This window comes from Flavobacterium koreense, from assembly GCF_054776075.1.
The window spans coordinates 448,891-467,247 of the sequence record NZ_BAAHCF010000029.1; the positions used below are offsets into that span (position 1 = coordinate 448,891).

Consider the following 18,357-nt stretch of genomic DNA (forward strand, 5'->3'; position numbering starts at 1 on the left):
ATAAATTTAAGGAACAAATTGATAAGCACCCAATGCAACATTAGAACTTCGTGAATTGCCAACAATATCATTGAAAGAGCTAAATACAGCATCATTTGTCATTGCTGTATTCCAAGCTTCGCTTAGCCATAATTTATTTTTAGCTACATTCTTAAATTTTGGATTAAATGTAGAAGAATTAGTTGCAATAGAGCAAGAAGTATAATTTGAAGTAGGACTAGTGTCGCTAAAATTATACATTGGATTGTTTGTAAACTGGTTGTTGATATTGTTGAATTTAATCAAACAATGATTGAATTTGTAATTAAATAGAACGTTAACACTCGATGGTAAAAGAGTTGGGGATATTTTATCAAGAAACATTTCGATTTGATTACTTCCATATATAATACAGTTGTTAAAGTTTGCTACATTTAAATCACTAACGTAAAGCGCGGTAGATGTTTCTAAATAATTACTCAAAAGTACAGCAACCTGACTTGAGCTATTCCAATTATTGTTAAAGGTACAATGTGTAAAATTATAGGAACCACCAAGAGTTGCTGCCAAACTTGCTTCACCACAATAGTTGACAACTAAGTTAGAACCAGTAATTTGTGCGTCTCTACCTAAGATACCTACATTGGAACAATTGTATATTTGAGAATTGGTTATTGTAACCTTTGGTTGGTGGATATCGTCTTCATCTAATAATCTTTTTTGAGCTAATAATCCAACAGTAGCATTTTTTATAGTAAGATGATTAATGGTGTTAGTATTTAACTCAGATAAAATTATTATTGATCCCCATTGTCCTGGAACATTTGCAAATAAAGGTTCTAATCTGTCTCCTTCAAAAATAACTTCATTGGTTATATTCTCAGGATTGTTGGCAGGTGGATTTCCTCCATTTACTTGAATAGATGCATTTTGATTGACTATCAAACTTGAATTAGCATGAAAATGTACTCTGGCTCCAGCATCAACAACTAATGTTTTTCCATTCGGAACTAAAGCATTGCCATAAACTACATAGGGTTTTACATTGGTCCAATGGAGTTCATCACCATTTACAGGATCGGTTTCACTTAAATTACTTCCTATGAGTTTAATTTCATTTCCGTCAGTATCCAATCCTAAAGATATATTTTCGTAGGTATATGAATTATCAACATTCTGTGTACGATTTGGATAAATAAAATAAGCATCTTGAATTAAAGTAACCAATTCAACCGTTTGCGGCGCTCCAGTTACATTAGTAAATTGTATTTGGTCAGTGTAAAGAAAATCAGTAGGATTAGCACTTGCTACATCACTTGTAACTTCAATGAAAATGAACAAACTGTCTTTAGCAAGTAATTCAACATTACTAAAGATTTTACCTTGAGCACCAGCATCTCCAGTCATTCCGTCAATCATTAATCGGTATTTAGAGTTGATGCCTTTTCCTAATTGAACTTTAGGAATTGAGATGTCTTTGTCACTTTTGTTGTAAACTTTTAATCTGTAGGTACTTGAACCAATGTTAGTAAAAACCGTATCAAGATAAACCGTATCTTTTGAAAATGATAATCCGCCTGTATTCGGTTCAAATTCAAAGTCTTTTCTACAAGAACTTAGAGCAATAGTTATAAATAATAAAAAAAGTAATTTACGCATGGATCACTGAATTTTGGTAAATGTATGTAATAATTTGAAATTTCAAAAATAGATAACGTCAAAAGTTACTTATTAGTTTACTTCCTAATCAAGTAATTTAAAAATGACTAATTTTGTATAAAATTATTGCTATGTCATTTGATAAAGAGAAGATGTTACAACTATGTAACGAGTGGTCTAAAAATACCTTGATGCAAACATTAGAGATTGAATACATCGACGCTGGAGAAGATTTTCTGGTGGCAACGATGCCTGTAAATCCAAGAGTGCATCAACCCATGGGATTGTTGCATGGTGGTGCTTCTGTTGCTTTAGCAGAAAGCGTTGGAAGTGCAGCTTCCATCATGTTTGTTAATCCAGAAAAACAAGAAGTTCGTGGTATAGAGATTTCAGCCAATCATGTTAGAAGTAAACGTGAAGGAATAGTAACAGCAACCGCAAAAATCCTTCACAAAGGAGCAAGTATTCATCTTTGGGAAATAAGAATTGTAGATGAAGCCGATAGATTAATATCGTTATGTAAATTAACGAACATGATTTTACCAAGTAAAGGACGATGAGTTTCTTATTTCAAAAAGTAAAAGAGCAGTTCAATAACAAGCTTCCATTTGTTAGTTATTGCAAACCCAATTCCGACAAGATAATTGCTTTTCTTCAGAAAAATGATGCGTTGTTTGAGCTTGAAAATGATAAAAGTGGTTTCGCATTTGTATCTTTTGATAATCAAAAGCGGTATTTAATTCCTGAAGATAATTCGGATATTTATTTTGAAGAAGTTTCAAATTCTGATTTTATTCTTGAAAATACTTTTAAATCAGAAACCAATTTAGAGGATAAAAATAAGTTTGAGAGTTTAGTAAAAAAAGGAATTGACTCTATACAAAATTGCACATTTGAAAAAGTAGTTTTATCAAGAAAAGAAACCACACAAGTTGATAATTTCGATATTGAATTGGTTTTTAAAAAACTACTATTTAATTATAAATCGGCTTTTAAATATTGTTTTTATCATCCTAAAATTGGTTTTTGGATGGGTGCAACACCGGAACAGTTTTTAAAAATTGACGAAAATTTAATTAAAACTGTTTCTTTAGCTGGTACACAATTAAATACTGGTTTAGAATTAGTTAAATGGCAAGATAAAGAAATTTCAGAACAGCAAATAGTTACCGATTTCATTGTAAATAATTTAAAATCTTTTTCAGAAAATGTAACTTATTCAAAACCTTATAATCAGCAAGCTGGAAATTTAGTGCATCTTAAAACAGACATTCAAGCTGAAGTTGAGGATAGGAATAGTATTTCAAATATTATCGATTCATTACATCCAACACCAGCTGTTTGCGGATTTCCAAAAGAGGTTGCCAAACAATTTATTCTTGAAAGCGAAGGTTATAATAGAGAATTTTATGCAGGATTTTTAGGAGAATGGAATAAGGATTTTCAAACCTTTAAAGAAGAACAAACGGATTTATTTGTGAACTTGCGATGCATGAAAATTGAAAATAAAGAAGTAAATTTATATATTGGTTGCGGAATTACAAAAGATAGTAATCCTGAAAAAGAATTTATAGAAACACAAAATAAGTCTTTGACTATTAAAAGTGTATTATAAAATTAGATAATCATTACACAATATTAAAAATGAAACTAGATATATTAGCATTTGGCGCTCATCCAGACGATGTCGAATTGGGTTGTAGCGGAACTATTGCAAAAGAAATTTCTCTTGGGAAGAAAGTCGGAATTATCGATTTGACTCGTGGTGAATTAGGAACTCGTGGTTCCGTTGAAATTCGTAATTCGGAATCAGCTAAGGCTTCTCAAATTCTGGGTGTTTCTGTTAGAGAAAATCTTGATATGCGAGATGGTTTCTTTGTAAACGATGAAGCACATCAGTTGAAAATCATCGAAATGATAAGAAAGTACCAACCTGAAATCGTGCTTTGTAACGCTATTGATGATAGACATATCGATCATGGAAAAGGAAGTAAATTAGTTTCAGACGCTTGTTTTTTATCAGGTTTACGAATGATTGAAACAGAATGTAATGGTGAAAAGCAAAGTGCTTGGCGACCAAAAGTTGTATATCATTACATTCAATGGAAAAATTTGGAACCTGATTTTGTAGTAGATATTTCAGGTTTTATGGAAGTTAAAATGGAATCAATTTTAGCATATGGCTCACAATTTTATGATCCAAATTCTAAAGAACCAGAGTCTCCTATAAGTTCGAAAAATTTCTTAGATAGTGTAAAATATAGAGCCCAAGACTTAGGAAGAATAACAGGTGTTGCTTACGCTGAAGGATATACTGTAGAAAGATATTTGACAGTCAATAGCTTAAGTGATTTGAAATAATTTTTTTTAAATTTTTCTTTGTAAAATAAAACTTTTGCAATACATTTGCACTCGTTAAAAATGGTGGTTGTAGCTCAGCTGGTTAGAGTATTGGTTTGTGGTGCCGAGGGTCGCCGGTTCGAACCCGGTCAGCCACCCTTAATTAAAAAGCCTTGAAGAAATTCAAGGCTTTTTTCGTTTATATAGTTTAATTAATAGTTATTCTGTAGCCATTCGTTTTAAAATTGCCCATTGTTTTAAGGCTGTTCGAGCGTCTACTGCTGGATATCCTAAAACAGTTTTTCCTGCTTCAACATCGGCTGCAACTCCAGAACCTGCTCCAACTATAGCTCTGTCACCAATAGTTAAATGGTCTTTTATAGAAGCACTTCCTCCAATCATAACTCCATTTCCTAAAGTTACTGAACCAGCAAGACCGCTATTTCCTGCCATGATACAGAATTTTCCAAGTTTACTATTGTGTCCAATTTGAACTAAATTATCAATCTTACATCCATCACCAAGAATTGTTGAACTGAATTTGCCTCTATCAACACTTGAATTGGCTCCAATTTCTACATTATTCCCAAGTATTACATTACCAATTTGTGGAATTTTAGCCAATCCTCTTTCAGGACATGGTCTAAAGCCAAAGCCATCAGCGCCAATAGTACAATTAGGATGTAAAATACAATAGGCACCAACATGACATCTTTCACGTACCACAGCTCCAGGCCAAATCACAGTATTGTTTCCAATAGTCGATTCGTCAAGAATGGTTACATTAGGATATAAAGTAACATTTTCGCCTAAAACTACATTTGGACCAACATAACATCCAGCTCCAATTCTAGAACCATTTCCAATTTTTGCAGAAGCATCAATGGTAGCTGTTGGATGAATTTCGTGACTAAATTGTGGAGCAGGTGGAGCAAACATCTCAAGAACTTGAGACATCGCTAAATCGGCATTTTTTACTTTTATGAACACTCGATTTTCACCTGGTTCTATTGAAATATCTTGGTTTACTATTGCAGCACAAGCTTTTGAAGCTGCCCAATATTTTTCGTATTTTTTATTTCCAATGAAAGAAATTTCATTTTCAGTAGCTACTTCTAATTGCTCTGGAGCAGTTATCGTGTTGTTGGTAGTTCCGATAATTTCACCATTTAGAATGGCATTAATTTCCTGAATTGTATAATTTTTCATTTAATTTGGTTTGGTTATAGCTTTCAAATTAAGTAAATAGTTTTCATATTCACTAATTATTAGTTAAATGCCTTATTTATTTTTGAAAATATTTTACTTTTGTTTCTATAATTTTAAAAGATGAAATATTTATTAATATTATTTTTAGCTCCAATCTTAACCTTTGGACAGATTGAAAGAGCAATTAAGCTTAAAGTTGCTGTGATGCAAAATTTTGTTGCCAAAGGTGCAGAAGGTGAAACTATGTTCTGGCAAACAAAAGGTAGAATTACTTTCGGAATTGTAAATTATACAGAAGAACAAAATCCAATTTTCAAGGATTTATTCATTAGTCAATATAAAGAATTATTAGTTATTTATAACAAAATGAATGTTTCCGAAGATGAAAGAGATACGGCTCTATATATTAAAACCTTGATTCGTCAAGAGCAAGATTATAGAAATCTATTAACCAAAGAACAACTGAAATTATATCTAGATAAATTAGCCGATTTTGAATTAAATAATCCACAAGCACACGATTCTTATTCGTCTTTATTTTTTTCAGAAAAATTATTAAAGGAATTTATTTCAAAATTCTAATACAAAAAAAGCTCCGACATTAATCGGAGCTTTCTTTTATAATCTATTTACCATCTTTATCAACGACAATTCTATCTTTTCTGTTGGCTATTTCCCATGCAATTGAAAAGGCTAATTGGGTTCTTTTTGCTAATGCATCAAATTCAATTTTATCAACTTCATCAGTAGGTTTATGATAATCTGCGTGAGTTCCGTTGAATAAAAATACTGATGGAATTCCATTTTTAGCAAAGTTGTAATGGTCGGAACGATAGTAAAAACGGTTTTTATCGTTTCTGTCATTGTATTTATAATCCAAAGTTAATTTGGTGTATTTATTATTTACTGCTTCGCAAATATTGTATAAATCGGTTGAAAGATAATCGGAACCAATTACATAAACATAATTGTTTGAATCAGCATGTGCTTCATCACGACGTCCAATCATGTCAATATTTACATCAGCAACAGTATTAGCTAAAGGAAACAAAGGATTTTCAGAATAATATCTTGAGCCATGCAATCCGTGTTCTTCTCCAGTTACGTGAAGTATTAGTATGGAACGTTTTGGTCCGTGACCTTCTTTCTTTGCTTTTTGAAAAGCTTGAGCTATTTCTAAAAGTGCCACAGTTCCAGAGCCATCATCATCTGCGCCATTGTAAATTTCGCCGTTTTTCATTCCAACGTGATCGTAATGAGCTGAAATAACAATGATTTCATCTGGTTTTTCTGAACCTTCAATAAAAGCCCAAATGTTCTCAGAATCAGGAAGGTTTTCATTTTGCTTTTCGTTCAAATAAGCTGCTGGAACTTTTTGATAATAACTATCAGCTCCTTTCGGAAAAGGAATTCCGTTTTTCTTATATTGTTCAATAAGATATTGTCCAGCTTTTTTTTGACCTTCACTTCCAGTTTCTCTTCCTTGCATTTCATCAGAAGCAACAATGGTAAGACTTGTTTTAAGTTCTTCAGAAGAGATTGAGTTAATATAGCTATTAACATCTAAGGGTTTAGTCGTTTTGGTAGATGGACTATTTTGAGTTCCAGAACACGATAATAGTATTAGCGCTAAACCTGTAATTAGTATTTTTTTCATATGTTTAAATTTTATTTTTTAGAGGTAACATATGGTATCGCCTTTTTAATCATTGGTTTTTGTTTACAACAAACTTGTTGTTAGTGGCGATTTCATATTTTAATGTATGGTTATGAATGAATAGATTATAAAAAAGAGTAAAACAAAAAACATCAAAATTGTATTTAGAAATAGAAGCAAACTACTTTTTATGAATGATGTTATTCGATTACCTTGATAGAAATTTTTACTTGCTCTGTAAAAGTAAAATATAAACCAAATAGGAATAATTAAATTCAATATAAAATCAATGGTTTCTGTAACTCCATTTTCTCCAAATAGATAAATAAATCTAATTAAAAATGTTGAAATTAAAATTATTAAAAGCATGAAAGAAAAGTAATGCAAAGTAAAAATACCATGATCAAAATAGTACCATTTCTTTTTATCATAAAAGAGCCATAATAAAAAGGCAAATAAAGGCATGTAAATAAATAATGCTTTTGGAATGTTGCGTTTGAAAGATTCTATAAATGCAGGAATTATTTCTTCATTGTCTTTATTTTGAGTTACTTTCATTAACTTTCTTGCAAACCAATAACTAACAGGATGCAACTTTTTTTTACCATATTTTTGTATTGAATCCATCTCGTGTAAGGATTTGAATATTTGTCCTCCAAAAGAAAAATTAACTTGTTTGTCTTCCGATTTTTGGGTGTAAGTAAGTAGTGTATCGAATTCCTTTTGAGTTAGTTTTCCTTCTTTAAATAAGGATTTTAATTTTAATCCTTGTGGTGATAATTTTAGAGTATCTGCATTAAAAGTAGATGTATTATTTGTAATTTTAACCAATCCACCAGCAGTTTTTGTAATTTTTGGTTTGGTTTTAGCTTCATCAGCTTTTATCTCTTCAGCAATATTACTTGGTAAAAGTGAAATTAGAAAAAACGTAACAAAACTTATAAAAATATACAACCTAACAGGAGCAAGGTAAGACAATCGTTTTCCCGATAAATATTCTTTAGTTAATGATGCTGGACGTAATAAAAGATTTTTAATCGTTTTCCAAAAAGCATTTTCATAATGTGTTAAATCCTCAAAGAAGTGTATAAACAAATGATGAAAAGTTTTACGAGATTCAGTGTTTTCTTGACCACAGTTGGGACAAAAACGACCAGCAACAACGTGATTGCAATTCAAACAAGTTTTATCTTCTCTTAAAGGACTTTTGTGCGACATAAAGTAAACGATATTTTATGTTGTAAAGCTATTAAAAAAAATTAGTTTTACTTTTGATACTATTAATTAGTTATAAAATTTTATTTTTGTTACAAATACATTTAGAATATGCAATCAAAAGCTACAACTCCTGAACAATATTTAGCAGAACTTCCAGAAGACAGAAGAGAAGCTATGTCAAAACTTCGTGAAATAACGTTACAAAATCTTCCAAAAGGTTTTGAAGAGCAAATTAGTTATGGTATGTTGGGTTATGTTGTACCACATTCTATTTATCCAAATGGTTATCATTGTACACCTGAATTGCCTTTGCCTTTTTTTGCTATCGCTTCTCAAAAGAATTCTATAAACATCTATCATATGATGGTTTATTCTGATAAAAATTTACACGATTGGTTTTCGGCTGAATATCCTAAATATTGTAAATCCAAATTAGATATGGGAAAAAGTTGCATACGCTTTAAGAAAATGAACGATATTCCTTATGATTTAATTGGAGAATTACTTTCAAAAGTTACTGTTGAACAATGGATTTCTGACTATGAAAAAAACCTAAAAAAATAATAATGTTAGATATAGTAAAAGAAAATTACAGTGCCATTTTTGAAGAAAAACTTCTTGAAGAAATAGCCCAAGTGGCAAGAATCTACGATTTTAAGGAAGGAGATGTGCTGATAGATTTTGGTGATTATATCAAAAATATGCCATTATTATTGAAAGGCGCAATCAAAATTCTAAGAGAAGATTTTGATGAAGGAGAACTATTATTATACTTCATAGAAAAAGGAGATACTTGTGCCATGACAATGGCTTGCTGCCTTGGAGATACTAAAAGCGAAATTAAAGCCGTTGCCGAAACCGATGTGAAACTAATCATGATTCCAGTCAATAAAATGGAAGAATGGTTAGGGAAATACAAATCATGGCGCAATTTTGTTTTCAATAGCTACAATAATCGATTGAAAGAAATGCTAACAGCAATTGATAATTTGGCATTTATGAATATGGACGAACGTCTTTTGAATTATCTTTTTGAGAAAGCAAAAATCAATAAAACAAATCACGTTCAAAACACACATCAAGAAATTGCTTATGATTTACATACTTCACGTGTAGTAATTTCAAGATTGCTAAAAGCTTTAGAAAACGAAGGAAGAATAAAATTACACAGAGCTTCCATCGAAATTGTTGAATAATTGTAACAATAGTTACCCAATTTAAAAGTATAAATACGAACCTTTGTCCAGCAAAATTTAGTAAATGGAAATATCTCATATAATTGGATACATTTTAGCAGTTTTTGTTGGAATCACTCTTGGTTTAATAGGAAGTGGCGGATCAATTTTATCGGTTCCCATTTTAGTATATGTTATGGGTGTCGAGCCTATTTTAGCAACTGCCTATTCTTTATTTGTAGTTGGAACAACAGCATTATTTGGTGGTGTTCAAAAGGCAAAACAACAATTAGTCGATTTTAAAAAAGTACTAATATTTGGTGTTCCTACAATTCTTGCAGTTTTCTTAACGCGAAAATTCATTGTGCCCAATATTCCTGAAGTTATCTTTTCAACAACTTCATTTACATTGCATAAATCGGTTTTGATAATGGTTGTTTTTGCCATTGTTATGATTGCGGCATCACTTAGAATGATAAAACCTTTAAAAGAAAAAATAGTTAATGATGATTCTAAACTAAACTACATTGCAATTTTTTCTCAAGGACTTTTTATAGGATTGGTAGCAGGATTCGTTGGCGCTGGTGGCGGATTTTTAATCATTCCTGCCTTATTGTTTTTAGCAAAAACTCCAATGAAAATGGCAGTTGGAACATCACTTTTTATTGTTTCAGTTCAATCATTAATAGGTTTTATTGGTGATATTCGTCCAGAACAAAATTTGGATTGGAATTTAATTATAATCTTCACAGTTTGCTCTATAATTGGTGTTTTTATAGGAAGTTATCTTTCTAAAAAAATTGAAGGAGAAAAACTCAAAACAGGTTTCGGATGGTTCGTTCTCGCCATGGGAATTTACATTATCATCAAGGAGACTTTCATTGGTAACATCTGATATTTATCATATTTTCTAATTTTTTGTTCCTCTATTTTTGATAAAATTTTTATCTTATGAAATTAGAGCAAATTTATACCGGATGTATTGCAGAAGCTGCCTATTACATCACTTCCAATGGAGAAGCAGCAATTGTTGATCCTTTGAGAGAAACCCAACCTTATTTAGATAGATTAGAACGTGATAATGTAAAGTTAAAATATATTTTTGAAACCCATTTTCACGCCGATTTTGTTTCAGGACATATAGATTTAGCAAAGAAAACTGGAGCTACAATTGTTTACGGACCAACAACAATGAAAACAGGTTTTGAAATTCACGTTGGAACCGATGGCGAAATTTTTAAAGTTGGTGGAATTAAAATCAAGCTTATCCATACGCCAGGTCACACTATGGAAAGTTCTTGTTTTCTAGTTTCAGATGAAGATGGAAAAGAGCAAGGTTTAATTTCTGGTGATACTTTATTTATTGGTGATGTTGGTCGTCCTGATTTAGCACAACACGTAATTGCCGATTTAACTCAAGACAAATTAGCACGCCATTTGTATCATTCGCTTCGCACTAAAATTATGCCTTTATCAGATGATTTGATTGTGTATCCAAATCACGGTGCTGGAAGTGCTTGTGGTAAAAATATGAGTAAAGAAACTACTGATACACTTGGTAATCAAAAGAAAACCAATTATGCTTTGCAAGAAATGACCGAAGACCAATTTGTAGAAGCAATTTTAACTGGATTGACAACGCCACCACAATATTTTCCAAAAAATGTATTGATGAATATTCAAGGTTATGATTCTTTGGATTCTATTATGGAGAAAGGTCAAAGAGCTTTTACAATTAAAGAATTTGAAGTTCTTATTAACGAAACGAAAGTTTTAATTCTGGATACACGTAGAGCCGAAATTTTCGCAAAAGGATTTATCCCAAATAGCTTGAATATTGGTTTAGAGAGCAATTTTGCTTCTTGGGTTGGCGAATTGATTTTAGGCATCAAACAAGAAATTATAATTGTTGCTGAGAATAACGACAAAGTAAAAGAAGCTATTATTCGTTTATCGAGAGTAGGTTATGATAACGCTATTGGATATTTAGATGGCGGATTTGAAGCTTGGAAAAACGCTGGTAAAGAAATTGATATTGTCCACAGAATTTCAGCAGAACAGCTTGAAAAACATTGTAACGAAGGAAAACAATTTATTATTGATGTTAGAAAAGTAAGCGAATTCCAATCAGAGCATTTGGTTGATGCTGTAAATATTCCATTAAATGTTTTACACAATCATTTAGCTGAGTTTCCAAAAGATAAAGCATTTATTTTGCATTGCGCAGGCGGTTATCGTTCAATGATTGCTGCTTCCATGCTAAAGCAAAGAGGTTTTGATAATTTTGTTGATGTAATTGGAGGATTTGCAGATATAAAAAATACAAGTCTAGCTAAAACGGATTATGTTTGTCCATCAACATTGTTATAATTAATTACTAAGTTTTTATAACTTTAAACCATTAAGAAAGTTAAGTAAATTAAGCAAAGTGACTTAATGAAACTTAATTTCTTAATGGTTTTTTTTAAGGAATTATAAAATTTTGTTTATCACCTTCAGTTGGAATTACTTTTTTCTTATTATTTGTTAAAATGTAACTAAAGTTACCGTGTTATCGAGTAAAACTAATTAATTTTACATTAAATAATTTTTAGGTATGAGAATTGAACAAATTTACACAGGTTGCTTAGCACAAGGCGCTTATTATATTGAAAGTAACGGAGAAGTTGCTATTATTGATCCACTTCGTGAGGTGCAACCTTATGTTGATAAAGCGACTGCCAATGGAGGTAAAATAAAATACATTTTTGAAACCCATTTCCACGCCGATTTTGTTAGTGGACACGTGACTTTGGCAGAAAAAACAGGAGCTCCAATTGTCTATGGTCCAAATGCTAATCCAACTTTTCAAGCGCATGTTGCTAAAGATGGTGAAGTTTTTCAATTAGGCGAAATAACAATTACATGTCTTCACACGCCTGGTCATACCATGGAAAGTTCGTGTTATTTATTGAAAGATAAAGACGGAAAAGATTACGCACTTTTTAGTGGCGATACCTTATTTTTAGGCGATGTTGGTCGTCCAGATTTAGCTCAAAAAGCAGCCGATATGACACAAGAACAATTAGCTGGAATTCTTTTTGATAGCTTGCGCACCAAAGTAATGACGTTAGCAGATGATGTAATTGTTTATCCAGCGCATGGTGCCGGAAGTGCTTGCGGAAAAAATTTAAGTAAAGAAACTGTAGGAAGTATTGGTGACCAAAAAGCTACCAATTATGCGCTTCGTGCCGATATGACTCGTGAAGAATTTATTGCAGAAGTTACCGATGGTTTATTGCCACCGCCTGCTTATTTTCCTATGAATGTAAAGTTGAATAAAGAAGGTTATGTTAATGTAGAAGATATTATCAAAGAAGCGAAAGCTTTTGATGCAAAAACATTTGAATTAGTTGCGAACGAAACTGAGGCGTTGATTTTGGATGTTCGTCACCAAGATGATTTTGAAAAAGGACATATTCCAAAATCAATTTTTATTGGTATTGACGGTCAATTTGCTCCTTGGGTTGGTGCTTTGATTTTAGACATCAAACAAGAAATTCTTCTTGTAACTCCAGAAGGTAGAGAAGAAGAAACTATCAAAAGATTAGCTAGAGTAGGATATGACAACACTTTAGGTTATTTAAAAGGTGGATTTGAAGAATGGAAAAAAGCTGGTTTAGAATATGACACAATTACTTCTGTTACAGCGGAAAAATTGGATGAGATTCTGAATCAAGTTCAGAATGACAATGAAAAGGTTCCAGTTTTTGACGTAAGAAAGCCAGGTGAATATGCTTCTGAACATATTTTAGACGTTCCTTCAACTCCTTTAGATTTTTTAAACGAACATTTAGCTGAGTTTCCTAAAGAAGAAGATTTTTACTTGCATTGCGCCGGAGGTTATCGTTCTATGATTGCTGCATCGATATTAAAAGCTCGTGGTTATCATAATGTAATCAACGTATTAGGTGGTTTTGCTGCCATAAGAAATACTGGAATCAAAACAACAAATTACGTTTGTCCATCTACATTGAAATAAATAAATAATGAAACAATTACTTTTTACCAATTGGCATTTTATGCGATTCCTTAGAGTAGCATTAGCATTATTTTTATTTTACAATGCTTATCAAACGCACGAATGGTTTTTTATAGTTTTTGGAATCTTCTTTTTGTTTCAAGCCCTTTTTAATATGGGTTGCGGACCAAATGGATGTAATGTAAATTACGATAAAAATAAATAATTATGAACGATTCATTTAAAGATATTATCAATTCTGACAAACCTGTTTTAATAGACTTTTTTGCCACTTGGTGCGGACCATGTCAAATGCTTGGACCAGTTTTGAAACAAGTTAAAGACAGTTTAGGTGATAGAGTTTCTATCATTAAAGTAGATGTAGATAAAAACCAAGAATTAGCTACAATGCAACAAGTTCGTGGTGTTCCAACAATGATGTTGTATCAAAGAGGACAACAACTGTGGCGTCAATCAGGAGTTTTATCTAAAGAAGAAATTATTCAAATTATTCTGGAAAAAACAAATTAATAAATAAAAATGGAAACAATTTTTGAAGTTGAGAATATAAAATGTGGTGGTTGTATGAACAGTATTAAAACAGCTTTATTGAAAATTGATAACGTAGAAGAAGTTACCATTGATAAAGAAATTGATACCATAGTTGTAAAAGGAACAGCGAATAGAGAAACAATTATTGCTAAACTAAATGAGTTAGGCTATCCAGAAAAAGGAGACAATACATTACTTCGTCAAGCCAAATCCTATGTGAATTGCGCTATTGGAAGAATGAGTGAGACTAAATAATATGAGTAAGAAAGCAATTATTATAACAGCAGTTGGAGTTATCGTTGGAGCAATTGCAGGATATGCCTACTATCATTATGTAGGTTGCGCTAGCGGAACTTGTGCTATAACATCCAAACCATTGAATAGCACATTATATGGAGCCTTGATGGGCGGATTGTTATTCAATTTATTTGTAAAGGAGAACAAGAATAAATAAAAGTTAATTTATTTTTGTTTAATGAATAAAATAGTATATTTGGAACACTATTTGATATAAATAAGTAAAGAAACATTAATTTTAAAAATATAAAAAATGAAAAAAGTAGCATCAATGTTAGCTGTAGTAGCGTTTTTATTTTCAATGAATGTAAATGCTCAACAAGAGCCAAAACAAAAAAAGAAAAAAGCTAAAACTGAAAAAACAGCTTCAACAACAGAAGAAAAAAAATCTTGTAGTGAAGGTGAGAAAAAAAGTGGATGTTGTGCATCTAAAAAAGCAGCATAATCAGCTAAGATATTTTTAAAAAAGCGTTCAAGTAATTGGACGCTTTTTTTTTATGTAACATTTGTCACATTTTAAGTGAATTTTATTAGATAAATTTGTTCTATGAAATATTTTGCAATTTTATTATGCTTCTATTTTAATGCTTTAACGATACTTCCATCTGTTAAAGCTATAAAAATGCAATTGGCTCAAAAAGAACAAGTTTCATGCAATAAATCCAATTCTGACTGTGAACCAACTAAAGGTTGTGAAAAAGAAAAATGTCTCTTAAGTTATAGCTTGAATAGTCCAACATTTTTAGTATTTGCTTCAACATATTCTTTTGTAAACAACATAAGTTTTATTCCAAAAAAAGAAAATATTTTATACCACAAAAACTTTAGTCCTAATTATAATGTAACTATTTGGCAGCCTCCAGAATCACTTTTGTGTTCTTAAATCAATGTAATTTAATGAATTACAACAAATCAATTTAAAATTTAAAACATAAAAAAATGAAAAAAATAGTTTCAATATTATCAACAATAGCTTTCTTATTTTCAATGAATGTCAACGCTCAACAAGAGCCTAAACAAAAAAAGAAAAAAGCTAAAACAGAAAAATCATGTTCTTCAGAAGAGAAAAAATCTTGTGGTGAAGGTGAGAAAAAAGGAGGCTGTTGTTCTTCTAAAAAAGCCGAAGAGAAAAAAGCGTAATTTATTAATGTAATAGTGATGATTAGTGTCAGTTTTTAATTGGCACTAATCTTCTATTATACAATTTTAAAAATCTTAAAATGAAAACATTATATAAAATTGTATTGCTTTTAATCTCAAGTTTTGCCATTTCGCAAACTACTTTTGATTATCAGGTGCAATTAAATCCGATAACCATTCCGAATTTTCCCGGAATTCATTCGTATGCCTTTGCACAACATAACGGAAAATGGTTAATAATAGGAGGAAGAATCGACGGAATTCATGCACGCCAACCTTTCAATGCTTTTCCAGCGGCAAGTAATAATACCAATATTTATGTGGTTGATATTGCTACCAATCAGTTTTGGTCGGCTTCTGTAAATTCTTTGGCAACTGCTTTAAAAGAGCAATTGCAAGCAACTAATTTCAACTTTTACCAAGATGACACAACTCTTTATTTAGTTGGTGGTTACGCGTTTTCGGCCACAGCCAATGATCATATTACGTTCAATAAAATGACATCAGTTGATGTGCCAAATTTAATAAATGCTGTCATCAACGGAACTTCAATTGCTAGTAATTTCAAGCAAATGACCGATGAAAATCTGGCGGTCAATGGTGGACATTTAGCCAAAATTAATAATACATTTTACTTAGTTGGTGGGCATCGTTTTGACGGACGCTACAATCCAATGAACAATCCCACTTTTACGCAAACCTACACCAACAGTATCAAGAAATTTCAAATTGACAATTCAGGTTCGCAATTGAGTATTTCAAATTACCAAGTCGTTACGGATGCGGTTCATTTACACCGACGTGATTATAATTTGTTGCCTCAAGTTTTTCCTAATGGAGAATTGGGTTTCACGATTTCATCAGGAGTTTTTCAAATTAATGTCGATTTGCCTTTTCTTTATCCTGTAGATATCAAAGAAACAGGTTATTTTCCGCAAACCACATTCAATCAGTATTTGAGTAATTACCACAGCGCTGTTTCTGCTTTGTATGATGCGACTGAAAATAGAATGCACAATTTGTTTTTTGGTGGAATGAGTCAGTATTACTATAACGGAACCACTTTGATTCAGGATAATGAGGTTCCTTTTGTAAATACAATTAGTCGCACAACACGCTTTGCAGATGGTTCTTTGCAAGAATATCAATTACCAGAAACAATGCCTTCTTTAAAAGGAGCAAGTGCCGAATTTATTCAAAACAAAGCATTACCACATTTTTCAAATGAAGTAATAAAGTTAGATGAAATCACAGCAAATGAGTTTGTAATTGGTCATATCGTAGGTGGTTTGAGCAGTCCGACACAAAATCCTTTTAGCGTGAATCAAACTAGTACAACTTCGGCAAGTGCAACCATTTATGAAGTAAAATTGATTCGTAATCAACCTTTGGGAGTTCAAGAAATCAACGGAAAAAATCCATTTTCTATGTCGGTTTCTCCAAATCCAACTCAAAATGGTGTCGTAAAAATCAATTTTAATATGGCTTATGAAACAACAATTGATTATTTCGTAACTTCATTAGACGGAAAAATAATTACTGACGGTGAAGTTGCTGATGCCAAACAAGGAGAAAATTCAATGAATTTTGAAATCGATGGCGTTGCAAATCAAACTGTTATCATAACTTTTATCTTTAATGATAAATTTTATGTTTCTCAAAAAGTGATAGTTAACTAAATAAATCACACTATTTATTCAAAAAGCGTTCAAGAAATTGGACGCTTTTTTTGTAACATTAGTTACTCTGTAACATTTGTAACTGTAATGCCATTTTTACCGTTCTACTTTTGCTTTATAATTCAGATATAAAATTATGAAGAAAATAAGTTACATCATTTTTACAGGAACAATTTTGAGTTCGTTTTTTGGTTTTAGTCAAGATACTTTGGCTATTTCTAAAAGCGAATTGTCTCAGAAACTATCCGAAAAGAATTTACAAATAAAAATTGCTGAAAAAACCTATCAATCAGCAAAGGCAGATTACAATCAATCCAACGCACTCTTTTTGCCCAACATCAATGTGTCGCATACCGGAATTTCTACAACCAATCCATTGATGGCTTTTGGTTCTAAACTAAATCAAGAGATTTTGACTATGGCAGATTTCAATCCAGCGTTGTTAAATGATCCAGCGAAGACTCAAAATTTTGCAACCAAATTTGAAATCCAACAACCACTTATAAATATTGATGGTTTGTTTGAAAGAAAAGCTGCAAAATCTAAAATGGAAGCCTATCAATTGCAAACCGAGCGTACAAAAGAATATTTAGAATTAGAGGTTTCAAAAGCGTACATGCAATTGCAATTGGCTTACAGAGCTGTAAAAGTTTTAGAAAAAGCCAATACAACTGGAAAAGCCAATTTGAAATTAGTTGATAATTATTTCAAACAAGGAATGTTGCAAAAAACCGATTTGCTGAATGTTCAAGTTCGAGTAAATGAAATCGCAAATCAATTGCAATATGCTAAAAGTAATGTGCAAAATGCGTCCGATTATTTAGCTTTTTTATTGAATGAAGATAGTAATGGGAAAATCTACAAACCATCGGAAGAATTGGATAATGCAATTGTAATTGAAGAAATAAACACTTCATTATCAGATAATAGAAAAGATATTCAAGCGATGAGTAAATCGTCTGAAGCTTATGCTAAAATGTTACAATCGTCTAAAATGGCATTCTTACCAAGATTAAATGCTTTCGGAAGTTATGAATTGTACGACAAAAACTTTTTAGGAACGGCTGCTAAAGGTTATTTAGTTGGAGCACAACTTTCATGGAATGTTTTTGATGGATATAAATCTATTGGAAAATTTCAAAAAGCTAAAGCCGAATCACAAAAAGCCGAGGTTGAAAAAGATCAATACAAAAAGCAAAGTCAGTTGGAATTAAACAAAACCAATCGTCAATTGAAAGATGCTGAAAATAAAGTAAATCTGTCAAAATTGGCATTGGAACAATCCCAAGAAGCTTATAGAATTCGTCAAAACAGATTCACACAAGGATTAGAAAAAACAACCGATTTATTGCAATCAGAAACTCAAACGATTCAAAAAGAATTGGAGCATTTGCAATCGGTTTTCGAGTATAATTTCACTAAACAGTATTTGCAGTTTTTAACTAAGTAAAA

22 protein-coding genes and 1 tRNA gene are annotated in these 18,357 nt (G+C 31.5%); 19 read left to right on the forward strand and 4 right to left on the reverse strand.

Annotation, left to right across the window (positions count from 1 at the left end; translation table 11 throughout):
• Window positions 1–6 precede the first annotated feature (6 nt).
• The gene (locus ACYU7A_RS10305; protein ID WP_460576317.1) at window positions 7–1,638 is read right to left on the reverse strand and encodes a hypothetical protein; all 1,632 of its coding nucleotides are present in this window, start codon (window positions 1,636–1,638) and stop codon (window positions 7–9) included.
• A 131-nt stretch (window positions 1,639–1,769) separates the two neighbouring features.
• Here ACYU7A_RS10305 and ACYU7A_RS10310 point away from each other — a divergent pair, with 131 nt between their 5' ends.
• The 4 genes from ACYU7A_RS10310 (at window position 1,770) to ACYU7A_RS10325 (ending at window position 4,136) form a co-directional block, all read left to right on the forward strand.
• Complete coding sequence (locus ACYU7A_RS10310; protein WP_460576319.1) at window positions 1,770–2,198, forward strand: hotdog fold thioesterase; 429 nt, start codon at window positions 1,770–1,772, stop codon at window positions 2,196–2,198.
• Window positions 2,195–3,253 (forward strand): isochorismate synthase, encoded by a 1,059-nt coding sequence (locus tag ACYU7A_RS10315; RefSeq protein WP_460576320.1) that lies wholly within the window; start codon window positions 2,195–2,197, stop codon window positions 3,251–3,253. Before ACYU7A_RS10310 ends, ACYU7A_RS10315 begins: the two co-directional genes overlap by 4 nt.
• Window positions 3,254–3,282: 29 nt before the next feature.
• Entirely contained in the window at window positions 3,283–3,999 is a 717-nt protein-coding gene (bshB1, locus tag ACYU7A_RS10320; RefSeq protein WP_460576322.1) for a bacillithiol biosynthesis deacetylase BshB1, read from the forward strand.
• Between the two features lie 63 nt (window positions 4,000–4,062).
• Window positions 4,063–4,136: transfer RNA gene (locus ACYU7A_RS10325), tRNA-His, on the forward strand.
• 61 nt (window positions 4,137–4,197) lie between these two features.
• On the opposite strand, the gene lpxD is transcribed toward ACYU7A_RS10325, so the two are convergent.
• A complete protein-coding gene (lpxD, locus tag ACYU7A_RS10330) occupies window positions 4,198–5,187 on the reverse strand; it encodes a UDP-3-O-(3-hydroxymyristoyl)glucosamine N-acyltransferase (protein WP_460576324.1) in 990 nt (329 codons plus the stop codon).
• Between the two features lie 120 nt (window positions 5,188–5,307).
• Between lpxD and ACYU7A_RS10335 the strand changes: the two genes are divergently transcribed.
• Window positions 5,308–5,769, forward strand: a complete 462-nt coding sequence (locus tag ACYU7A_RS10335; RefSeq protein ID WP_344816712.1) for a hypothetical protein — start codon at window positions 5,308–5,310, stop codon at window positions 5,767–5,769.
• A 43-nt stretch (window positions 5,770–5,812) separates the two neighbouring features.
• Here the strand turns inward: ACYU7A_RS10335 and ACYU7A_RS10340 are convergent, their stop codons facing one another.
• Window positions 5,813–6,844: a M28 family metallopeptidase gene (locus ACYU7A_RS10340; RefSeq protein WP_460576326.1), complete on the reverse strand. Its 1,032-nt coding sequence runs from the start codon at window positions 6,842–6,844 to the stop codon at window positions 5,813–5,815.
• Between the two features lie 99 nt (window positions 6,845–6,943).
• Window positions 6,944–8,062, reverse strand: a complete 1,119-nt coding sequence (locus tag ACYU7A_RS10345) for a DUF3667 domain-containing protein (protein WP_460576328.1) — start codon at window positions 8,060–8,062, stop codon at window positions 6,944–6,946.
• Between the two features lie 108 nt (window positions 8,063–8,170).
• On the opposite strand from ACYU7A_RS10345, the gene ACYU7A_RS10350 reads away from it, so the two are divergent.
• The 14 genes from ACYU7A_RS10350 to ACYU7A_RS10415 all read left to right on the forward strand — a co-directional run bounded on the left by ACYU7A_RS10350 (window position 8,171) and on the right by ACYU7A_RS10415 (window position 18,355).
• The gene (locus ACYU7A_RS10350; RefSeq protein WP_344816709.1) at window positions 8,171–8,626 is read left to right on the forward strand and encodes a DUF1801 domain-containing protein; all 456 of its coding nucleotides are present in this window, start codon (window positions 8,171–8,173) and stop codon (window positions 8,624–8,626) included.
• Window positions 8,627–8,628: 2 nt separating this feature from the next.
• A complete protein-coding gene (locus ACYU7A_RS10355; RefSeq protein ID WP_460576330.1) occupies window positions 8,629–9,258 on the forward strand; it encodes a Crp/Fnr family transcriptional regulator in 630 nt (209 codons plus the stop codon).
• A 64-nt stretch (window positions 9,259–9,322) separates the two neighbouring features.
• Window positions 9,323–10,132, forward strand: a complete 810-nt coding sequence (locus tag ACYU7A_RS10360; protein ID WP_460576332.1) for a sulfite exporter TauE/SafE family protein — start codon at window positions 9,323–9,325, stop codon at window positions 10,130–10,132.
• 56 nt (window positions 10,133–10,188) lie between these two features.
• The gene (locus ACYU7A_RS10365; RefSeq protein ID WP_460576333.1) at window positions 10,189–11,607 is read left to right on the forward strand and encodes an MBL fold metallo-hydrolase; all 1,419 of its coding nucleotides are present in this window, start codon (window positions 10,189–10,191) and stop codon (window positions 11,605–11,607) included.
• A 226-nt stretch (window positions 11,608–11,833) separates the two neighbouring features.
• Complete coding sequence (locus ACYU7A_RS10370) at window positions 11,834–13,258, forward strand: MBL fold metallo-hydrolase (protein ID WP_460576334.1); 1,425 nt, start codon at window positions 11,834–11,836, stop codon at window positions 13,256–13,258.
• Window positions 13,259–13,265: 7 nt separating this feature from the next.
• On the forward strand, window positions 13,266–13,463 hold the full coding sequence (locus tag ACYU7A_RS10375; protein WP_460576336.1) for a hypothetical protein: 198 nt from the start codon (window positions 13,266–13,268) through the stop codon (window positions 13,461–13,463).
• A gap of 2 nt (window positions 13,464–13,465) precedes the next feature.
• Window positions 13,466–13,768 (forward strand): thioredoxin, encoded by a 303-nt coding sequence (trxA, locus tag ACYU7A_RS10380; protein ID WP_460576338.1) that lies wholly within the window; start codon window positions 13,466–13,468, stop codon window positions 13,766–13,768.
• Window positions 13,769–13,777: 9 nt separating this feature from the next.
• Window positions 13,778–14,044, forward strand: coding sequence for a heavy-metal-associated domain-containing protein (locus ACYU7A_RS10385; protein ID WP_298305371.1), 267 nt, complete (start codon window positions 13,778–13,780; stop codon window positions 14,042–14,044).
• A 1-nt stretch (window position 14,045) separates the two neighbouring features.
• The gene (locus tag ACYU7A_RS10390; protein WP_460576340.1) at window positions 14,046–14,243 is read left to right on the forward strand and encodes a DUF6132 family protein; all 198 of its coding nucleotides are present in this window, start codon (window positions 14,046–14,048) and stop codon (window positions 14,241–14,243) included.
• Window positions 14,244–14,339: 96 nt separating this feature from the next.
• Window positions 14,340–14,531: a hypothetical protein gene (locus ACYU7A_RS10395; protein ID WP_396145797.1), complete on the forward strand. Its 192-nt coding sequence runs from the start codon at window positions 14,340–14,342 to the stop codon at window positions 14,529–14,531.
• A 102-nt stretch (window positions 14,532–14,633) separates the two neighbouring features.
• Window positions 14,634–14,969, forward strand: coding sequence for a hypothetical protein (locus ACYU7A_RS10400; RefSeq protein WP_460576342.1), 336 nt, complete (start codon window positions 14,634–14,636; stop codon window positions 14,967–14,969).
• Window positions 14,970–15,025: 56 nt separating this feature from the next.
• Window positions 15,026–15,226, forward strand: coding sequence for a hypothetical protein (locus ACYU7A_RS10405; protein WP_460576343.1), 201 nt, complete (start codon window positions 15,026–15,028; stop codon window positions 15,224–15,226).
• Between the two features lie 80 nt (window positions 15,227–15,306).
• A complete protein-coding gene (locus ACYU7A_RS10410) occupies window positions 15,307–16,905 on the forward strand; it encodes a hypothetical protein (protein ID WP_460576344.1) in 1,599 nt (532 codons plus the stop codon).
• A 136-nt stretch (window positions 16,906–17,041) separates the two neighbouring features.
• Window positions 17,042–18,355, forward strand: coding sequence for a TolC family protein (locus ACYU7A_RS10415; RefSeq protein ID WP_460576346.1), 1,314 nt, complete (start codon window positions 17,042–17,044; stop codon window positions 18,353–18,355).
• The last annotated feature ends 2 nt before the right edge of the window (window positions 18,356–18,357 follow it).